This is a genomic window from Desulfovibrio inopinatus DSM 10711 (assembly GCF_000429305.1).
Taxonomy (GTDB): Bacteria; Desulfobacterota; Desulfovibrionia; order Desulfovibrionales; family Desulfovibrionaceae; genus Alteridesulfovibrio; species Alteridesulfovibrio inopinatus.
This window is the reverse complement of the sequence record NZ_KE386879.1, coordinates 62,465-79,314: the sequence shown is the minus strand read 5'-3', so window position 1 is coordinate 79,314 and position 16,850 is coordinate 62,465. Positions and strand designations below refer to the sequence as shown.

Below are 16,850 nucleotides of genomic sequence, written 5' to 3'. Positions count from 1 at the left end.
TGAACTATACTCGACGGAACCGAGCTAACGCGGCATAGTCAGGCGCTGTACGGGCATTAAAGTACCCACACGCTCGATAATAGCGTACGTCCTCAAGCCATGTTGTAAAAAATGTTTTATCGGAAAAGCATCGTTTGGCGAGCTGGAAGGGTTGAGTTCGGAGATCAAGCAACGGGCCGATCAACTCCGAAGGATCACGAAAGCACTCCCAATCACACTCAAGGCATCGCATTGACGTATCCCGGCTGTGAAGATCGAGATCCCAAAACTTCCCTAAATTTTCTCCCCCCCGATATCCACAGGGGTATGTGTTCATGTCTTTCGAATCGATAAAAAAGAAATCAATTCCACCGCGGCAACCATAGCACTCTTCCGACTGTCCTTGATATTGACGAATCAGAGAAAGCAATGAGCTTCTTGGCGTGAACACTCGCAAACGGTCTCGAAATGTCGGTACGGTGTCCATAAGCGCTTGAAAGAGCAATGGCTTTTCCTCGGCACTGAACCGAATGAAATCATCCTCGGATGTTGCTGCGTACACGGCGTTTTGACCCGCTTCATCAGCATCAAGGCTCATAGGATAGCATGCATTGACAATGGTAAAGCCAAGCCCTTCGACAAATTCATAAAACCGAGCGAAAGCGTTGGTAAATTCCTGTCGAAAGCGGTCTGCATCAAGCGACCCATCCGGGCGGCGACATACGATTGGTTTCGGTCCCCCGGTTAATCGATTAATGCCCAGATTGGCTGAAGGATATAATCCATATTCACGAAAAATGGAGAGTCCACGTTCCAGGTTGCGGACAATGCCGCGTAATCCACGGTTTGTTTCGTGCGTCTCCGGATCTGCCGAATCAACACTGACCCAGAACGTATTGATCGACGTGGCGGCCAACTTTTCGGCAATGCCATGAATTTTCTTTTCAAAGTCGTCGGGATTTGATCCCCGAAAGAGAAATCCATTTGTTCCCGTGCGGATATATTGAATACCGACCTGAGCAGCATGGTTGATCAGGCTGACAATCTCATCCAGATAAAGCAATGGTTCTCCTCCGGTAAACGAGACTGCCTGAACATTTCGTTCGGCCATCGCATCAAGGAGACGTCGGACCTGATCGACATCCAATTTCGTTCGAGGAAAATCATTACTCACACGCATTGCGCATTGTGCACAACTCGCATTGCAGTGGTCCGTATATTGAACCACAACTTGTCCGGGGATTCTCCCTTTGGCCAAGGAAGCTAATGTTTTGGTAGAAAATACCGATCGGCGTGAATCCGATGAAGAAAAAAGTTGTGTAAGCATGCAGTGTTCATCCAGATAAGGTTTGACACAGGGCCGAATACGCACAGAGCGTCATCGGGACTGGCTCACGTTGTCCTGATGAATTTCCAAAAAATCAAGGTGAAAGACCAATTGTCATAGGAATGTCACACCACAAAGCCTTTTAACCAAAATGAAAACGGCAAGAAGAAAATTTCCTCTTGCCGTAGAATTCAGGGGTTAGCGTACTTTTCAATACGCGTTATTACTGCATGGCTTCCGGGAAAAGTTCTTCGGCCATTTCACGCAGTATGTATTTCTGGATTTTGCCACTTGCCGTCATGGGAAACGCGTCGACAAAGGCGATGTATTTTGGAATCTTAAAACGGGAAATTTGCCCTCGGCAGAAGTCTATAATATCTTCGGGAGCATATTCCACATTGGGTTTCAGAATAATAAACGCACCGACTTCTTCGCCGTACTTGCGACTCTTCACGCCTACGACTTGAACATCGGAAACCCCTTCCATCGTGTACAGGAATTCTTCCACTTCACGCGGATAGATGTTTTCTCCGCCACGGATGATCATATCTTTGAGGCGTCCCGTAATGGTGACATAACCATTTTCATCCATGACACCCAAATCGCCCGAGTGGAGCCAATTTTCACTGTCTATCGCCGTAGCCGTTGCTTCGGGGTTATTGTAATAGCCTTTCATGACATTGTATCCCCGACAGCACACCTCACCCTGTACTCCGGGAGCAACTTCTTGATTCGTTTCGGGGTCGACAATACGTACTTCGATTTCGGGCATGGCACGTCCCACGGTTTCCGTACGAAGTTTGATGTCGTCATCTGTTCGGCTTTGCGTCATAACGGGCGATGCTTCGGTCAATCCATAACAGATAGTAATATCCGTCATATTCATCTGATCAATGACCTGCTGCATAACCCGCACCGGACAAGGAGATCCGGCCATAATTCCCGTGCGCATGGTCGAGAAGTCGAACTTCGGAAACAACGCATGTTCAAGAATGGCAATGAACATGGTCGGTACCCCGTAGACGGCGGTACACCGTTCCCGCTCAATTGACGTCATGACCATGACCGGATCAAACGACTCAAGAATAACCAGGGTTGATCCGTGCGTAATTGCCGCCATAACTCCCAAAACACACCCAAAGCAGTGGAACAGAGGAACCGGGAGGCACAAACGATCTTTGTGCGTAAATTTCTGGTTTTCTCCAATCCAAAAACCGTTATTTCCCACATTGTAATGTGTCAGCATAACGCCCTTAGGAAAACCGGTCGTTCCCGAGGTGTACTGCATATTCACGACATCATGCGGTTTCAACGTTTTTTGCCGTTCCAGGTATTCTTCGTCTGATACCATCTCAGCAAGAGCAAGTACCTCCGGCATGGAGTACATGCCGCGGTGCTTCTCTTGTCCGAGAAAAAACGCACGTTTCAGGTGGGGATATCGCTCACTCTTGAAAAACTTTCGCGGCATATCGCGCAGTTCCGGAATAAGCTCATACACCGTCAAAACGTAGTCAGTATCGCGAAATCCATCAATAAGCATGAGATTTTCGGTTTCTGACTGCTTCAGAAGGTAGTCAAGTTCCGAGGTCTTATAGAAGGTGTTGACCGTCAGCAAGATGGCCCCAATTTTGGCCGTAGCGAATTGCAAGGCAACCCAATAGGGCACATTTGTTGCCCAAACGGCGACTTTCTCCCCTTTTTGGATACCAAGCGCCATCAATCCTTTGGCCATGCGATCGACCAACTGACCGAACTCACGATAGGTGAGACGAAAATCGCGATCCACGTATACCACGGCGTCGTTATCCGGATAGGCGGCCACGATTTCATCAAGAATTTGCCCCAGGGTGACTTCTCGAAGATTTGATCTGTCCATGATGTTCACCGTACGTCTTTAGGATGGGAAATACAGGACAGCATAAATGGAAGCCGGCCCCTCAGACGTTGCCCCGAGATAATGCGGGACAACAGAGTTGTAATACATCGAGTCTCCAGGGCCGAGCGTGTACACAGATTTCCCATACAGGAGCTCGACATGACCCGATTGCACCAGGATGAATTCTTCACCCTGGTGTGACGCTAAGGGTTTTTCTTTGGACGTTTCAGGCTCAATCTCAATGTAAAACGGCTCCATGTGACGATCGGTTTTCCCTTTTCCCAACGAGTAATAGCGCATACTCGTCGATGACGTGGCCGGATCTGCCATGGTCAACGATTCTTCCCGTTCAGACAGGCGAACGATGAGAGGATCCTGCGATACCGCATCATCCAAAAACGTACCAAGTCGGCAGCTTAACGCACGGGCAATTTTGAGCAGTGGGCCCAAAGCCGTGGACATGTTCTCCTCTTCAAGCGACCGCAGAAACTCGATTTCGAGTTCACACCGACTGGAAAGCTCTTCCAAAGTGATGTTTTTTTGTTCTCGGATACGTCGAATACGGTTGCCAATTTTGTCCGCGCTCATACCTACATCCTCACTTCAATACGGTTGGCGTTCGTTCCCGGGCGGCATGCCGGGACTTCACCCGAATCCGTACTCGGAGCCTACTGCCCCCCCTGGACGTAAGCTCCTTACTCCTGAGCACAAGGGAACAGGATCGGTTTCGGGGCCGATAACTGTTCCGTATGAAAGCGTGACTCGTCAAGTAAAAAACGTGCTATGGAATTTCCTTCAATAATCACCGCTTCGTCATCAAATGTCAGCCGCAGTGGCTTAGTATCTTCGTCGGATTCATCACATAAATTCAGAGCTTGTTGTGGAGAAAAAACTGACTGAGAGCCGGATGGCTCGGTCACGATCACTCGTGTTGACGGCGTCGATACTGTCGAAATTTGACCGGTCGCCGTGAATCCAAGTGAGTTGATGTCTCCGCTAATTCCTTCAGGGTCCGGATCAAATGCTTCTATGGGTCCAACCGGAGTATCAATCACAAAGGGACGAGCTGGCTCTATTGACCTCATCGCTCCGTCCGGATACAGCGCAAGTCCTATACGCATACCCATTTCACCAACAGGTGTCGGTACAGTCACGGTTTGTTCCGGCCAAAGCGTCAGTGAACGCAAATTTCCACCGGGATACAGTTGAATGGATATGCATTTTGTTGCCACCGTTCCCCATGGAGCCTTCACGGTATTGACGGGAGCCAACGCACACTCGTCACGCCACGACCAGAACCCGCTCAACCTTCCGTTAACAGGAAAAAGACGCCGAATGGAACCATCCGAATAAAAAGTCACAGCTTCAACCTCAAACTCTCCAACAGGCGACGCAATACGTGTTTTTGTTTCGAGGTTTATAAACTTGATCATTCCGTTGTCATGAAAAGACAGCGGTTCCACCTTGCGTCGCCGGGTGTCGTTTGTTTGGTACTGTGGGGTCAGAGAGCCCACCGGCGTTTGAACCTCCATTTTTCCGGTAGGCACGACAAAATTGACTCTGCCGTCAGGATGCGTGACAATATGGCTGAACATATCGGTCGTCGTCTGGGCCATAATTGTTTCAATAATGGTGGTTGTCATATTTTTGTTCACCTTTTTGAAGTATGTTATGTTCGGTTATGCCCTTTTTAGGGAGAGTTTGTCGGACTTTATGTAGATGAGAACTCCTGGCAATATTTATCACGCAAGAAAGATGCCTAAAAATGAGAAAAACCACCCAGGCAGACATTGAAATGTCTTTGACTTGGAGCTAATAGGTCTCCCATGACGGAAAAATCAATCCTGTTTGTCTCCCCTGCTCACTCCGTCACGTCGCTTTTTCCTTCCTTCAAAGAAGCCGGATTGGAGGCAGGTATTGCGGAAAACGTGGCAGGCGCCTTGGCCTTTGTAAAAAAATCACACCCAGTGATCGTCTTTACGCAGGCCCGAATCGGAGCATACTCTGCTAAGCAGCTTCTTGAAGAGGCCGAGGCTGATCCTACTTTTCCTCCTATCGTTGTTTTTTCAGAACGTGGTTCGGCAACGGAAGCTCAGCAATTTCTCGCTCTTGGAGCAAAAGATTACTGGCTTGCGCCGCTCACTTGGGAAAAAATCAAAGCAGTTATTCCTCTTTTTCCAAATTCTGAAGCTCCTGTTCCAGAAGAGCCTGTTGTTAAACCAACAACTGTGAAGGCAACGACTTCTCCAGGACACGTCGCTATTATTGGAAGTCACCCCGCTATACGGCGTGTATTACAACTGGCCAGGCAAGTCGCGAAATCCAAAGCAACGGTGTTGATTTCGGGAGAATCGGGAACAGGGAAGGAAATGTTCGCCAAGTACTTGCACGCGCACAGTGATAGATTGGGGAAACCGTTTATTGCTCTCAACTGCGCGGCCTTGCCTGAACACCTTCTTGAAAGCGAACTTTTCGGGCATGAAAGAGGAGCGTTTACCGGAGCTATAGCTCGGAAACTTGGAAAATTTGAACTCGCTCATACTGGCACAATTCTCCTTGATGAAATATCCGAGATGGATCTCGGACTTCAGGCGAAACTCTTACGCGTGTTGCAGGAAGGTGAGTTTGACCGCGTTGGTGGTGTCGAAACGGTCAAAGTCGATGTGCGCGTGTTGGCAACAACCAACCGGTTTCTCGATCAATATGTCGGGGAAGGAAAATTTCGTCAGGATCTTTTTTACCGACTGAATGTCATTCCTTTGAAGTTGCCACCGCTTCGTGATCGTGGAGAAGATATCGTCCACCTTGCCGCATATTTTGTAAATAATTATTGCGAAACGTACGAGATCAACACGCTTGAGTTTTCAGACGAAGCCCGTAGTTGGCTTATGGAATATGACTGGCCAGGCAATGTCCGGGAATTGCAGAATCTCATGGAACGTGCGGTGTTGTTAGCTGGAACTGGTCCAATTCAAAAAGCCCACTTCCTCTTGGATTCCGACTCTTGGCCCGAATTTGAAGAAGACGAGCCGGAATCCTCCGAAGATACAGCTGATCGTCTGCATCGTGATGCTGAAACATCACAGAACGCTGAGAATGCAGAGGGTGATAATGGCGAAAGTCCATCGGACGACTCTGCTCAGAACAGTCCCATCCTTGATGTCTTGCCGCTTGAAGTTATGGAGCGACACATGATTTTACGTGGTCTCAAACAAACTGCAGGAAATCGTACACAGGCCGCTCAACTTCTTGGTATTTCGGTTCGGACTTTACGCAATAAACTGAGTGAATACCGCAAACTCGGTGTTGATATTCCATAAGCGCATTGTTGTCGTTTCGGCTCAAGCGATGCCTTTTTCTTTGAAGAAGTTGGCGTATTGTTGATCGACTCCTTTAACATGACTTAAATACCAATTACGAAGAAACTGAACGAGTTCCATCGATAGAAGGGTGCGTCCTTGTTCGAATTCCATTTCAAAATCAAGAATTTTTTCAATGAATTTGTTGTGTTGAGTACGGTGGCTGGACAAACCCGAGAATCTATTTTTTTCCATTAATCGTTCTTCTGTCGAAAAATGCATCTTGACGTATTTTTTGAGTCCAACAAAGGTTTTCGCCAGTTGCTCTTTACTTTTCCCCGACCGCATGCCCTCATGGAGTTGATTAATCATATTCAACAGCGTCTTATGTTGCTCATCGATTTCATGAACACCGACACTCAATTCCGGATCCCAGGAAATGAAGGGCATTTCTTTCTCCTTCGTTCAAAGTGTGCTCGATATATTTTACTGCTCACAAAAGAACTCTATACTTACAAGTCGTTACTTATTATAGGCCTGCCGTCAAGTTCGTTTTATGGTTTGACCATCTTTTCCTTTGCTCGTGTGGACAGGGTGAAACAGAAACGCTACAACCCGATGCGCGCGCGAGCAGGAAAAACAACTTTAACACACTGAATTTTAAAAAAATTTGGAATATCTATGGCCCAGGGAAACACATATAATATTCTCATGTACTCCCATGATACCTACGGCTTGGGCCATATTCGTCGAACCATGGCGATTGCCTCACAGCTTCGGCGCAAAGGGGTGAACATCCTCATATTAACGGGTTCTCCACTTGTCGGCCGATTCAATGTTCCTGAAGGCGTCGACTTCGTCCGTATTCCAGGCATGATTAAAAAGACAAATGAAGAATATCTTCCTCTCTCCATTAAAATCAATGCCAAACATGCTTTGAATATCAGGCGTAATATTATTATTGCGACGGCAAAAGCCTTCAATCCTCACCTCTTCATCGTTGATAAGGCACCAATGGGCCTCAAGCGCGAAGTTATTCCCACGCTCAAATGGTTGAAACGCTGTCAACCACAGACGAAGACCATTCTTGGGCTCCGTGACATTATGGACGATGCTCAGTCGACTATTGACGATTGGGAAGATAAAGGGATCTACAACGTTCTCGACTCCTTTTACTCGGAAATTTGGGTCTATGGAGAGCAACACCTCTACGACTCCATTCGCGAATATAAGATCCCTGACCATATTGCTCGTAAAATGGTTTTTACAGGATATATTCCTCGCACTGTGCCCAAAGGGGGCAACGTTGCAGCGGTGCGACAGGAAGAACACTTTTGCAAGAAAGAAAAAGTGGTGCTTGTTACGACGGGTGGTGGCGGTGATGGGTTCCCTGTGATGGACGCCTACCTCCAAATGCTCGAGAGCAACCCGAGCCCTGGTTTTCGCTCCATCCTGGTTTCAGGACCATTTATGCCACGCATCGAACGGGAAAATATTGCGTCCCGTGCAAAAGCCGTCGGGGCGCGCTTTCATCATTTTTTTCGTCGTATGGAAATTCTCATGGGTCTCGCCGATGTTATTGTCAGTATGGGCGGATATAATACCACCTGTGAAATCCTCTTCCAGCGCAAACCATCTTTAGTGATACCCCGTGAAACACCACGATTAGAACAACGCATCCGCGCCGAAGTGCTCGGACAGCATGGTTTGCTTGATTTTATTCCATGGCAAGACCTGGAACCGGGACGGCTGAAAGCAGCGGTCGATAAACTCCTTTTCAACCCCAAACCTTATGCCGATGCACTTTCGTCCTTTCAATTTCGAGGACTTGATATCATATGCGACCGCATCGAAGCATTTCGCAAAGGCGGACAATGAAAACAGTGCAGCCTGTTCTCGGAATGGTTCTCAAAGGCTATCCTCGTATTTCGGAAACATTTATTTCCAATGAGATTTACTTGCTGGAAAAAGCCGGCATACGTATTCATATCATTTCAATGCGCGAGCCTCGCGAGAACTTCACCCATAGAAGTGTTCAACGCATCAAGGCGGACATCACCTACTTGCCCGATCGCATTCTTCCTCATCTTCATCGCCTGGCAGTACACAACCTCTGCTTGCTCTGCATAACTCCTCGTCGTTATGTCAAAACAGCCGGCTTCATGGTGAAACAATGGCTGAAAACACGACGATCAGCGACGCTCAAACATTTTTTGCAAGCTGGATATTTCGTGAACAAACTCCGCACGGTCGGCATAACCCATCTTCACGCCCATTTTGCGCATTCACCAACCTCTGTGGCGCTTTTTGGATCACGACTTGCCAACATTCCTTTCAGTTTTACTGGACATGCCAAAGATGTGTACACACAAGATCCGGAAAAGCTCGCTCGGAAAATTGATCTGGCTCAATTTGTGGTGACATGTACTGGTGCCAACAAAACCTATCTCGAATCCATTGCCTCCAATCACCATAATATCAATGTGGTCCATCATGGTATTGATTTGCATCTTTTTACCCCGCAGCATGACAAAACTCAGCCGCATAGCCCGGCACGAATTATTTCCGTCGCTCGGCTTACGGCAAAAAAAGGACTAGCTACTGTTTTCGAGGCTCTGGGGAAGCTTCATAAAGGTGGTCTTGATTTTCGATATACCATTATCGGCACCGGAGAAGACCGGGAAATGCTCGAAACACTGGCCACACGCTTGGGAATTCAAGACATGATTGACTGGCGTGGTGTGCGTCCTCATGAAGATGTCGTGACCGCCTTAGATGAATCCGATGTGTTTGTTCTGGGTTGTCAGGTACTCGAAAATGGCGATCGAGACGGCATCCCCAATGTTTTGGTGGAAAGTATGGCCATGGGATTGCCTGTTGTCGCAACACGAGTTTCGGCTATTCCGGAGCTTGTTGAAGACGAAGTGAGCGGCCTCCTCGTCTCGCAACGCGACCCTGATGCTTTGGCACATGCCCTCCAACGCCTGCTGACCGACATCCCATTGCGAAAAAGAATTATTGAAAATGCAAAGCAAAATGTCAGTGTGCATTTTGACAACACACGTCTTATTGCCGGTCTTGTCTCTATTTTTGCCAAGAACACTCAACTTGTGCCGCTAAAAGAAGGCGAGACGGAATAACACCATGCGTGTTGCCTTTTATGCCCCCTTCAAACCTTTGGACCACCCGCTTCCGTCTGGGGATCTCATTATTGCACGGGGACTTGTAGATCATCTCCGGGAGCATGGCCATTGTGTTTCCGTGGTGAGCCAGCTGCGTGCACGAAATATTGTATGCAAACCATGGCTTTGGCCGCGTATCCCGGTGGAAATATTCAAAGCCCAAAAGCTAGCAAAGGCCGCACACGCCGACATTTGGATGACGTATCATACCTACTACAAGTCCCCTGATGTCATTGGTCCACTGGCCAGTTGGATGGCGGGAGTTCCCTATATAATCTTTCAAGGAATGTATTCGACCAAACGTGCAAAACGTTGGAAAACGTGGTTCGGATATCAACTCAATCGATTCGCACTCCTCCACGCCTTTCATGTCTTTACGAATAAACATCGGGATTATGAGAACCTTATACGTCTCCTCCCCGAAGATCGTGTCACATACATTCGACCTGGCATTATCCCCGACCAATTTCGTTTCGATGAACAATCCAGATCCCGACTTCGAAAACAGTGGGGCGTGGGAAACTGTCCTGTCATCATGGCCGCCGCCATGTTTCGGAAGGATGTCAAAACGCAAGGCCTCCGATATGTCATTGCCCGATTGGGTGAACTCGCCCAGTCCGGATATGATTTTCAGCTTATCATTGCCGGTGATGGCGTAACGCGTAATGAACTCGAACTCCTTGCAGCCAAACACCTCCCCGGCAAAGCCCATTTTCTTGGATTAATTCCCCGTAACGAACTGTCTGCATATTACAGTGCGGCAGATCTCTTTGTCTTTCCCGGCATCAACGAGTCTCTCGGTATGGTGTATCTTGAAGCACAAGCCTCCGGTCTCCCTGTTGTCGCATTTGATAACGATGGCCTCCCCGAAGTCGTCATCAACAAACAGACCGGCTTTCTCACAGAGCCATTCGCAGATCATGATTTTCGCCATGCTATCGCCGCGTTATTGGATAATAGGCGCCTTCGTCTCGAAATGGGGGAAAATGCAGAACACTATGTTCGCACGGAACATGATTTGACGAAGAATTATCAACGATTGGAAACAATGCTTGCCGCTATTGACGATACGATGATTCAGACACGCTTCAACAAACGGGATGCGCAACTTGAAACGCCATCATCCGATTGTGTGGCCCAACCTTCCCATGACGAAAGCCAATACGGACGTCGTCGCAAGGCCTTACGCGATGACCAGGAATAACATTGCTTTTCTCTTCGTAACGCTATGATACCTTTCACGAACGACAAGGTGGATGTCTCATTTTTTTTGGTGCGTCATGCTCACACCCAATGGAATGCTCTCAAACGACTACAAGGGCAGCATGATACACCTTTAACGCAGGAAGGCAGGCAACAGGCCATAGCAATGGGGCACGCCCTGGCACGGCTTCACCTTGATGCCATCTTAGCAAGCCCTCTTGGAAGGGCCGAAGCAACAGCACATCTTCTCAATACCGAACTCAATCTCCCCCTTCGCTTTGAACCACGCCTGGTCGAACAAGATTTTGGGGAATGGACGGGGGCAACCATTGCCGCACTCCGTGATGATCCCACTTCGGGGCTTCACGACGAAGAAGCGAAGGGATTTGATTTTTGCCCTCCTCAAGGCGAATCTCGCCGACAGGTTGCCGACAGGGCCGAAAAGTCACTCCTTGAATACGATGCCCAAATGGGGAAACGCGTTCTTGTCGTAACCCATGAAAGTGTCATCAAAAGCCTGATCAATCGCCTTCTTGGTTTAGCGTTTCTTCCAGGTCAATCAGCCAAGCTAAATAAAGGCTGTCTTCATATACTGAAGCGTACCCATGGAACACTTCAACCATGCACACTCAATGAAAAAATTGAGGAAGACGTTCACCAATGAAAATCGTCCATTACTGCCAACATGTTCTTGGTTTGGGGCACTTCATGCGAAGCTTGGCTGTTGCCGAAGCGTTATCTGGACATGATGTAATTTTTGTTACCGGTGGACCGGATGTGGGATATTCCTTTCCGCCTCACGTTCGTCAAGTCCGCTTGCCTGCCCTTGAAATGGATGAAGAGTTCAAAACCCTCCGTGCAAGCGATTCGGATACGGATTCTTCCTTCTCCATTGAAGCGTTGCAAGATGAGCGCAAGCGCCTTTTATGGAACGTCTTTGAATCGGAACGCCCCGATGTGTTTCTTGTTGAGCTCTACCCATTTGGCCGAAAGCGTTTTGAATTTGAATTGCTTCCCGTTCTTGAAGCCATTCGTGAAGATCGATTCGGCCCATGCGTCGCCATTTCAAGTCTGCGTGATATTCTTGTGGAAAAAACTGATCAGGCTAAGTTCGAACGCCGCGTTATTGACCGACTTGGTCGTTACTTCGACGCACTTGTTGTTCATTCCGATGATCGTGTCTTTTCGCTGAGGCAAACATTTTCTCGATGTAATGATATTCCTATTCCCGTTGTCTCGTCTGGTTTCGTCGCCAAAGAGGCTGACCCCACATCGCGTAACCGCATCCGCACGGCTCTTGGTTTGGGGGAGCACGATGGGCTTGTTGTCGCCAGTGCTGGCGGTGGCAAAGTGGGAGGCCCGCTTATGTCGGCCGTTGTCGATGCCTTCCTTGACCCTTCCTTCGATCCATCGGTCTCTCTCCACATCTTTACCGGTCCGTTTCTTGATGATTCCCACTATGACGCACTCACCCATCGCGTTCATGGTCATAAACGTATACATATTGAACGTTTCACGGATGATTTTCTTGGATACCTCTGTGCGGCTGATGTATGTGTGAGTATGGCTGGGTATAATACCATGATGAATATTCTGTCTGCTCGGGTACCTGCTGTTGTCTGGCCTTTTGACCAAAATCGCGAACAACGATTTCGTGCCGAGCGTTTCGCAACGATGTGGCCTTTGACTGTTCTTCCCAAGGGGGAGCTTAATGCGCGCACTTTGGCGCAAGCCATCGGCACACGACTCAATGATTCTCGTCCAGATCCAACCAGTATCAACCTCGACGGGGCCAAACAAACGGCACAATATATTGTTGAATCGACGGCTGAACTCATACGGAGGCGTGTATGAGCGTTTCTCACCCGGTTATGGCTCTATGGAATGCTCCTCCAGCCAATTTTGTCACGCGGTTAGGCCAGACCATTGATGTTGGTTTAAGCCAAGCCAAGGAAGCGGGACGAGAAATCAATATTTTTTTCAGAGATGATGATGTCTCGACCCCCAAAGATGGGTTCGCTCGATTGGCTAGTATATTTCTTCGACACCATGTTCCTTTGTGCGCTGCTGTCGTTCCAGCATGGTTAGATGAATCGAGTGGAATCGAACTCAAAGCACTCTTTGCCGATAGTCCTGAACTCTGTTTTTGGCATCAACATGGCTGGCGCCATGTCAACCATCAACAGGCTGGAAAGAAAAGTGAATTTGGCAGTGATCGCTCTCTTGCCGCCAAATCTGCGGACATCATGAAAGGGCAGGAAATAATACAACGTGTTTTTGGGGAACGTGCCGGACTTTTCTTTACCCCGCCATGGAATCGCGTGGACGAAGAGACGCTTGAGACTCTCTCGGACCATGGCTACTGTGCCGTTTCGCGGAGTCAGAATGCAAAGCCACTGCCCCCTTTGTCACTTCCGGACGTTCCGGTAAATGTCGACCTCCATACACGGAAAACTCCCAATGCCAAAGATGCTGCAATCGAAATTCTTCATGAAATCGAGACAGGTCTTGCATCTGGGTACCTTGGCATAATGCTTCACCACCACCGCATGAATAGTGTTGCTTTTGATTTTCTCGATGCGATACTTGATCAACTGACATCACGACATTCGCTCTGTTTTGTTACATTGGCGGATATAATTCTCGCCTGAGAGCTTCTTTTTTTGATGTTGATGAAGCAGGGGGCCTTTTTTATGGCAAAATGAATCGAAGTCAGGTACTGAAGTTAAAGAAGAAAATTGTACTGTCAGAGATTCCCCCCTTGAACTCCAACAGTGAAATGCACAATGCCTTTACAAAAAGCCTACACCGTTGATGAAGAAAAAGAACAAAGTGTTTATTTCGGCATTACTCCTGGAACCCCTGTTTTGGTTGAACTCAAGGGGCTAGGTGGACGTTTCAAAACGTATTTTGTTGGCCTTGTTCCGAACAAAAGTTTCATTACGCGCATGCCAATGGCGATAGACGTGCGGGAACACATTTACCCTGATAAAAATGTTATGGTTCGTTTTTTGTCCGAGGGTGTCATTTACAGTTTCAAAGCATCAATTGATGGCTCCATCATGCGACCTGTTCCATTATTGTTTGTCAGCTATCCCGATAAAATCGAAGTCGTAAACTTACGGAAAAGTCAACGAGTTGACTGTTTTCTTCCGGTAATAGCCCACCTTGATGAACTCCGCTATGAAGGAATGATTACGAATATTTCGACAAGTGGTTGTCTGATGAGTTTTGCAAAAGAAGATGCAAAAATGGTCGATCTCGTCAAAGAAGGCTCGACGTTTCAAAGTGAATTCTTCTTTTTTGACAAGTCCGACACATTACATGTGGATTCAAAAGTGAAAAGTATCAAACACGGAGAAATTCCGTCATTGGGCATTGAGTTCATCAGTTTAAAACAAGAATTGAAGCAACATCTCGAAAAATACGTTGAAACCATCCGACAATATCTTGGGTACTCCTGAGTTTTTTTCTCTTTCTCACTCCTTCATCTCAAAATAACCAATCCAAACCAAACGACCTCAAAGTCCTGCCTCCATCATACAGTAGTTTTTACTAAAACTTCATGCTTTTCATAAAGAAAAGCCGCGACGAGTGCACGTCGCGGCATCAATTGAAAAAAGCTGTTTTTTGAATCTACCATGCGTTGTCGGTATGGCCTCACACAGCACGCTTTTTTAATGATCGGGCTATCCAGAAAGGGCTCGACGGGTCCAGTCAACAATTTGCTGGGCGTTCATCGCACCGGAAATACGGCTCACTTCACGCCCTTGCCGAAACAGGGCCATTGTCGGGATACTTTGTATTTGAAATCGAGCTCCCAACGCAGATTCGGCCTGTGTATCGACTTTTACAAGCAGGACGTCCGGCTCTAAAATCGAAGCCGCTTCTTCAAAGGCAGGTGCCATCATACGACACGGTCCACACCACGGAGCCCAGAAATCAACGAGAAAAGGCACCTCAGAACTCGTCAAAAAACGTTCAAAGTGTGCAGCATCCACGGGAATAGGCTTCCGAGAAAACAGGAGGCTTCCGCATTTTCCGCACACGGCCTGTTTCAATCTGTCGGCATCAACTTTATTTTTGACATTGCAATGAGGACAGACAACGACTTTGCTGCTCATCTCGCCTCCCGTGCTCTGTCTATTAGGACAGGTTCAAATACCGAGTAATGACATCCTGCAAGTAAAACACGGACCCTTTGCTGCTGACAAGCTGGGGATCAATGTACTCAACAAGCTCAATATTGGCCTGAGTTCGTTCAAGCATGTCTCCATCATAGCTGATGGAGGAAATGAGGCGTTCATTATCGAAATATTCCAGTTCATCGACATAAACTGTCAATTTCTTTGGATCAAAAGGACCAGTTGCATCGCTCAGTTGGTAGACAATGTTCCCTTTTTTCCTGGCTCCGGCAACAAGAATGAGGTCGTGTTCATTCATCTCAACAAAATCAAGATCAAACGCATCGGAATCCGACACAATTTGCTTCTTGTCGACAACGGCTTTGTCCGCTCCATCCACCCCGGCTTTCGCTATGTATGAAGATGCCAAGGGACTCGTATACGAGGCGACGGAAGTATTTTCCTGCCATGTCGTCCAGGGAAAAGACAATAACTCACCGACTTCGGCTGCCCGGGCATCTTGATTGTAAAGCAACCTGGAGACACAGTGTTTGACCATGTCGACTTCCCGGGATTTGCACAAATCAATGAGCTTGAGAAGAAAATTGCGCGGAATAACGCCGACAGCAAGTTCGACGCAGGGTCCGGTCATAACAATTTCAAGCTCCATTCCATATCTCCTTTATCTCTCCCGGCAATACCGGGCCATGTCGAGGGAAGCTCCCCATTCGCATCGTCTTACGGCAAAAGATGCAATTTCGCTGGGGAAGTGTTTTAAAAATAGGACAAGTCTTTTATTGCTGCAAGCAGTTGACAGGGGTTTTCAGGCTGTATTCAATATCGAACCACGCGCACTTGGTTGGATGCGACCAGACTCTCCAATTTGCGACGCAACCAGCGTTTGAACATGCCCCGTGTAGAGGGAATGAGCAAGAGCAATCCGATAATATCGGTCAAAAAACCCGGCGTCAGCAGAACCACGCCGGCAACAAAAATAATCACGGCATCAAGGATTTCTTCCGCTGGCATGACCCCTCTGTCTGTACAGCTACGAACCTTTTGCAGAGTACGTAACCCTTCCATTCGGGCCAGCCATGCTCCCGTAAAACCACTGGCAAGAACGAGAAGAACCGTCCAGGCCGGTCCAATGAAAGAACCGACTTTGACAAGCAGATAGATTTCCACAACGGGTATCAACGTAAACGCCAAAAAGAGTTTCCATAACATAGCATCATCTCACGAGGTTACGCGCGTTACACTCCTTGCCCACAACCAATGCGAGATATTGGGCCTATCATTCACGCGTGCATCGGTCGATATTTTTTTTACGATTTTTTCTCTTCAAAAGCCCCAAATAACAATTATGCAGAACGTACTCAACGGGGCAGTTTGTCACCCAAGCAAACGCTTTCGTTTTCTCTTGTTTTTACTCTCTCCGCTTGAGGAAAAATCGTAATTTTTTTTTCAATACCAAATTATCAAGCCTTTCGCCGAGAGCTTTCAATGATATATTTGAAAACGATGTACCAAAGAATTGGTCTTTTCTCTTACTCATACTGACGAAATATATTTTTAAAGTCATGTATATGGAAGTACGTGTAAGAACACAACAACTCGACAAATTTGAAGTCATTCAAACTTGATTGTAAAAAAATTATCCAACACTCTTGATACACAAAGTATATTCACGCTAACATGCTAATATTATCGATATTTTTCAGAGAAAATAGTGACGACCAACAATACTCACAAAATATACTGCTTTATTCAGATAATTGTAAATACAATAAACGACAATCTCCTCATCCGTCCTCTTGTGTGGAAATCAATCTTGTCTTTCTTATCGCGGAATTGTTTTCT

General features: G+C 47.3%; 16 protein-coding genes. 8 read left to right on the top strand and 8 right to left on the bottom strand.

The window, feature by feature from the left end:
* Positions 1–4: 4 nt before the first annotated feature.
* From G451_RS0122845 to G451_RS31225, 4 genes are all read right to left on the bottom strand, one after another.
* On the bottom strand, positions 5–1,306 hold the full coding sequence (locus G451_RS0122845) for a radical SAM protein (protein WP_051261814.1): 1,302 nt from the start codon (positions 1,304–1,306) through the stop codon (positions 5–7).
* A 223-nt stretch (positions 1,307–1,529) separates the two neighbouring features.
* Positions 1,530–3,182 (bottom strand): AMP-binding protein, encoded by a 1,653-nt coding sequence (locus G451_RS0122840; RefSeq protein WP_027186062.1) that lies wholly within the window; start codon positions 3,180–3,182, stop codon positions 1,530–1,532.
* Between the two features lie 18 nt (positions 3,183–3,200).
* The gene (locus G451_RS0122835; protein WP_027186061.1) at positions 3,201–3,770 is read right to left on the bottom strand and encodes a helix-turn-helix domain-containing protein; all 570 of its coding nucleotides are present in this window, start codon (positions 3,768–3,770) and stop codon (positions 3,201–3,203) included.
* Positions 3,771–3,877: 107 nt separating this feature from the next.
* The gene (locus G451_RS31225; RefSeq protein ID WP_051261813.1) at positions 3,878–4,825 is read right to left on the bottom strand and encodes a hypothetical protein; all 948 of its coding nucleotides are present in this window, start codon (positions 4,823–4,825) and stop codon (positions 3,878–3,880) included.
* Positions 4,826–5,008: 183 nt separating this feature from the next.
* On the opposite strand from G451_RS31225, the gene G451_RS0122825 reads away from it, so the two are divergent.
* Complete coding sequence (locus tag G451_RS0122825; protein WP_027186060.1) at positions 5,009–6,502, top strand: sigma-54-dependent transcriptional regulator; 1,494 nt, start codon at positions 5,009–5,011, stop codon at positions 6,500–6,502.
* A 21-nt stretch (positions 6,503–6,523) separates the two neighbouring features.
* On the opposite strand, the gene G451_RS0122820 is transcribed toward G451_RS0122825, so the two are convergent.
* Entirely contained in the window at positions 6,524–6,931 is a 408-nt protein-coding gene (locus G451_RS0122820; RefSeq protein WP_027186059.1) for a bacteriohemerythrin, read from the bottom strand.
* A gap of 231 nt (positions 6,932–7,162) precedes the next feature.
* On the opposite strand from G451_RS0122820, the gene G451_RS0122815 reads away from it, so the two are divergent.
* From G451_RS0122815 to G451_RS0122785, 7 genes are all read left to right on the top strand, one after another.
* Positions 7,163–8,359, top strand: a complete 1,197-nt coding sequence (locus tag G451_RS0122815) for a glycosyltransferase family protein (protein WP_027186058.1) — start codon at positions 7,163–7,165, stop codon at positions 8,357–8,359.
* Positions 8,356–9,621 carry a glycosyltransferase gene (locus G451_RS31220; RefSeq protein ID WP_051261812.1) on the top strand — a complete coding sequence of 422 codons (1,266 nt, stop codon included), beginning with the start codon at positions 8,356–8,358 and terminating at the stop codon, positions 9,619–9,621. The genes G451_RS0122815 and G451_RS31220 overlap by 4 nt, the downstream gene beginning before the upstream one ends.
* Before the next feature lie 4 nt (positions 9,622–9,625).
* The gene (locus G451_RS31215; RefSeq protein WP_084448733.1) at positions 9,626–10,867 is read left to right on the top strand and encodes a glycosyltransferase family 4 protein; all 1,242 of its coding nucleotides are present in this window, start codon (positions 9,626–9,628) and stop codon (positions 10,865–10,867) included.
* A gap of 48 nt (positions 10,868–10,915) precedes the next feature.
* The gene (locus G451_RS31210) at positions 10,916–11,530 is read left to right on the top strand and encodes a histidine phosphatase family protein (protein WP_034643741.1); all 615 of its coding nucleotides are present in this window, start codon (positions 10,916–10,918) and stop codon (positions 11,528–11,530) included.
* Positions 11,527–12,720, top strand: a complete 1,194-nt coding sequence (locus G451_RS0122795) for a glycosyltransferase family protein (protein ID WP_027186057.1) — start codon at positions 11,527–11,529, stop codon at positions 12,718–12,720. The genes G451_RS31210 and G451_RS0122795 overlap by 4 nt, the downstream gene beginning before the upstream one ends.
* A complete protein-coding gene (locus tag G451_RS0122790) occupies positions 12,717–13,517 on the top strand; it encodes a polysaccharide deacetylase family protein (RefSeq protein WP_027186056.1) in 801 nt (266 codons plus the stop codon). The genes G451_RS0122795 and G451_RS0122790 overlap by 4 nt, the downstream gene beginning before the upstream one ends.
* 135 nt (positions 13,518–13,652) lie before the next feature.
* Positions 13,653–14,330 (top strand): flagellar brake protein, encoded by a 678-nt coding sequence (locus tag G451_RS0122785; RefSeq protein ID WP_027186055.1) that lies wholly within the window; start codon positions 13,653–13,655, stop codon positions 14,328–14,330.
* Positions 14,331–14,555: 225 nt separating this feature from the next.
* Here the strand turns inward: G451_RS0122785 and trxC are convergent, their stop codons facing one another.
* The 3 genes from trxC to G451_RS0122770 form a co-directional block, all read right to left on the bottom strand.
* A complete protein-coding gene (trxC, locus tag G451_RS0122780; RefSeq protein WP_027186054.1) occupies positions 14,556–14,990 on the bottom strand; it encodes a thioredoxin TrxC in 435 nt (144 codons plus the stop codon).
* A 22-nt stretch (positions 14,991–15,012) separates the two neighbouring features.
* Complete coding sequence (locus tag G451_RS0122775; RefSeq protein ID WP_027186053.1) at positions 15,013–15,660, bottom strand: hypothetical protein; 648 nt, start codon at positions 15,658–15,660, stop codon at positions 15,013–15,015.
* A 164-nt stretch (positions 15,661–15,824) separates the two neighbouring features.
* On the bottom strand, positions 15,825–16,217 hold the full coding sequence (locus G451_RS0122770) for an FxsA family protein (RefSeq protein ID WP_027186052.1): 393 nt from the start codon (positions 16,215–16,217) through the stop codon (positions 15,825–15,827).
* Positions 16,218–16,850: the final 633 nt, after the last annotated feature.

Bases quoted from the DNA above. Each gene is read 5' to 3' on its own strand.
- G451_RS0122820 (WP_027186059.1), bottom strand. From the start codon at position 6,931: ATGCCCTTCATTTCCTGGGATCCGGAATTGAGTGTCGGTGTTCATGAA.
- G451_RS31220 (WP_051261812.1), top strand. From the start codon at position 8,356: ATGAAAACAGTGCAGCCTGTTCTCGGAATGGTTCTCAAAGGCTATCCT.
- G451_RS0122775 (WP_027186053.1), bottom strand. From the start codon at position 15,660: ATGGAGCTTGAAATTGTTATGACCGGACCCTGCGTCGAACTTGCTGTC.
- trxC (WP_027186054.1), bottom strand. From the start codon at position 14,990: ATGAGCAGCAAAGTCGTTGTCTGTCCTCATTGCAATGTCAAAAATAAA.
- G451_RS0122785 (WP_027186055.1), top strand. From the start codon at position 13,653: ATGCCTTTACAAAAAGCCTACACCGTTGATGAAGAAAAAGAACAAAGT.
- G451_RS0122795 (WP_027186057.1), top strand. From the start codon at position 11,527: ATGAAAATCGTCCATTACTGCCAACATGTTCTTGGTTTGGGGCACTTC.
- G451_RS31225 (WP_051261813.1), bottom strand. From the start codon at position 4,825: ATGACAACCACCATTATTGAAACAATTATGGCCCAGACGACGACCGAT.
- G451_RS0122825 (WP_027186060.1), top strand. From the start codon at position 5,009: ATGACGGAAAAATCAATCCTGTTTGTCTCCCCTGCTCACTCCGTCACG.
- G451_RS0122835 (WP_027186061.1), bottom strand. From the start codon at position 3,770: ATGAGCGCGGACAAAATTGGCAACCGTATTCGACGTATCCGAGAACAA.
- G451_RS0122770 (WP_027186052.1), bottom strand. From the start codon at position 16,217: ATGTTATGGAAACTCTTTTTGGCGTTTACGTTGATACCCGTTGTGGAA.
- G451_RS0122845 (WP_051261814.1), bottom strand. From the start codon at position 1,306: ATGCTTACACAACTTTTTTCTTCATCGGATTCACGCCGATCGGTATTT.
- G451_RS0122840 (WP_027186062.1), bottom strand. From the start codon at position 3,182: ATGGACAGATCAAATCTTCGAGAAGTCACCCTGGGGCAAATTCTTGAT.
- G451_RS0122815 (WP_027186058.1), top strand. From the start codon at position 7,163: ATGGCCCAGGGAAACACATATAATATTCTCATGTACTCCCATGATACC.
- G451_RS0122790 (WP_027186056.1), top strand. From the start codon at position 12,717: ATGAGCGTTTCTCACCCGGTTATGGCTCTATGGAATGCTCCTCCAGCC.
- G451_RS31215 (WP_084448733.1), top strand. From the start codon at position 9,626: ATGCGTGTTGCCTTTTATGCCCCCTTCAAACCTTTGGACCACCCGCTT.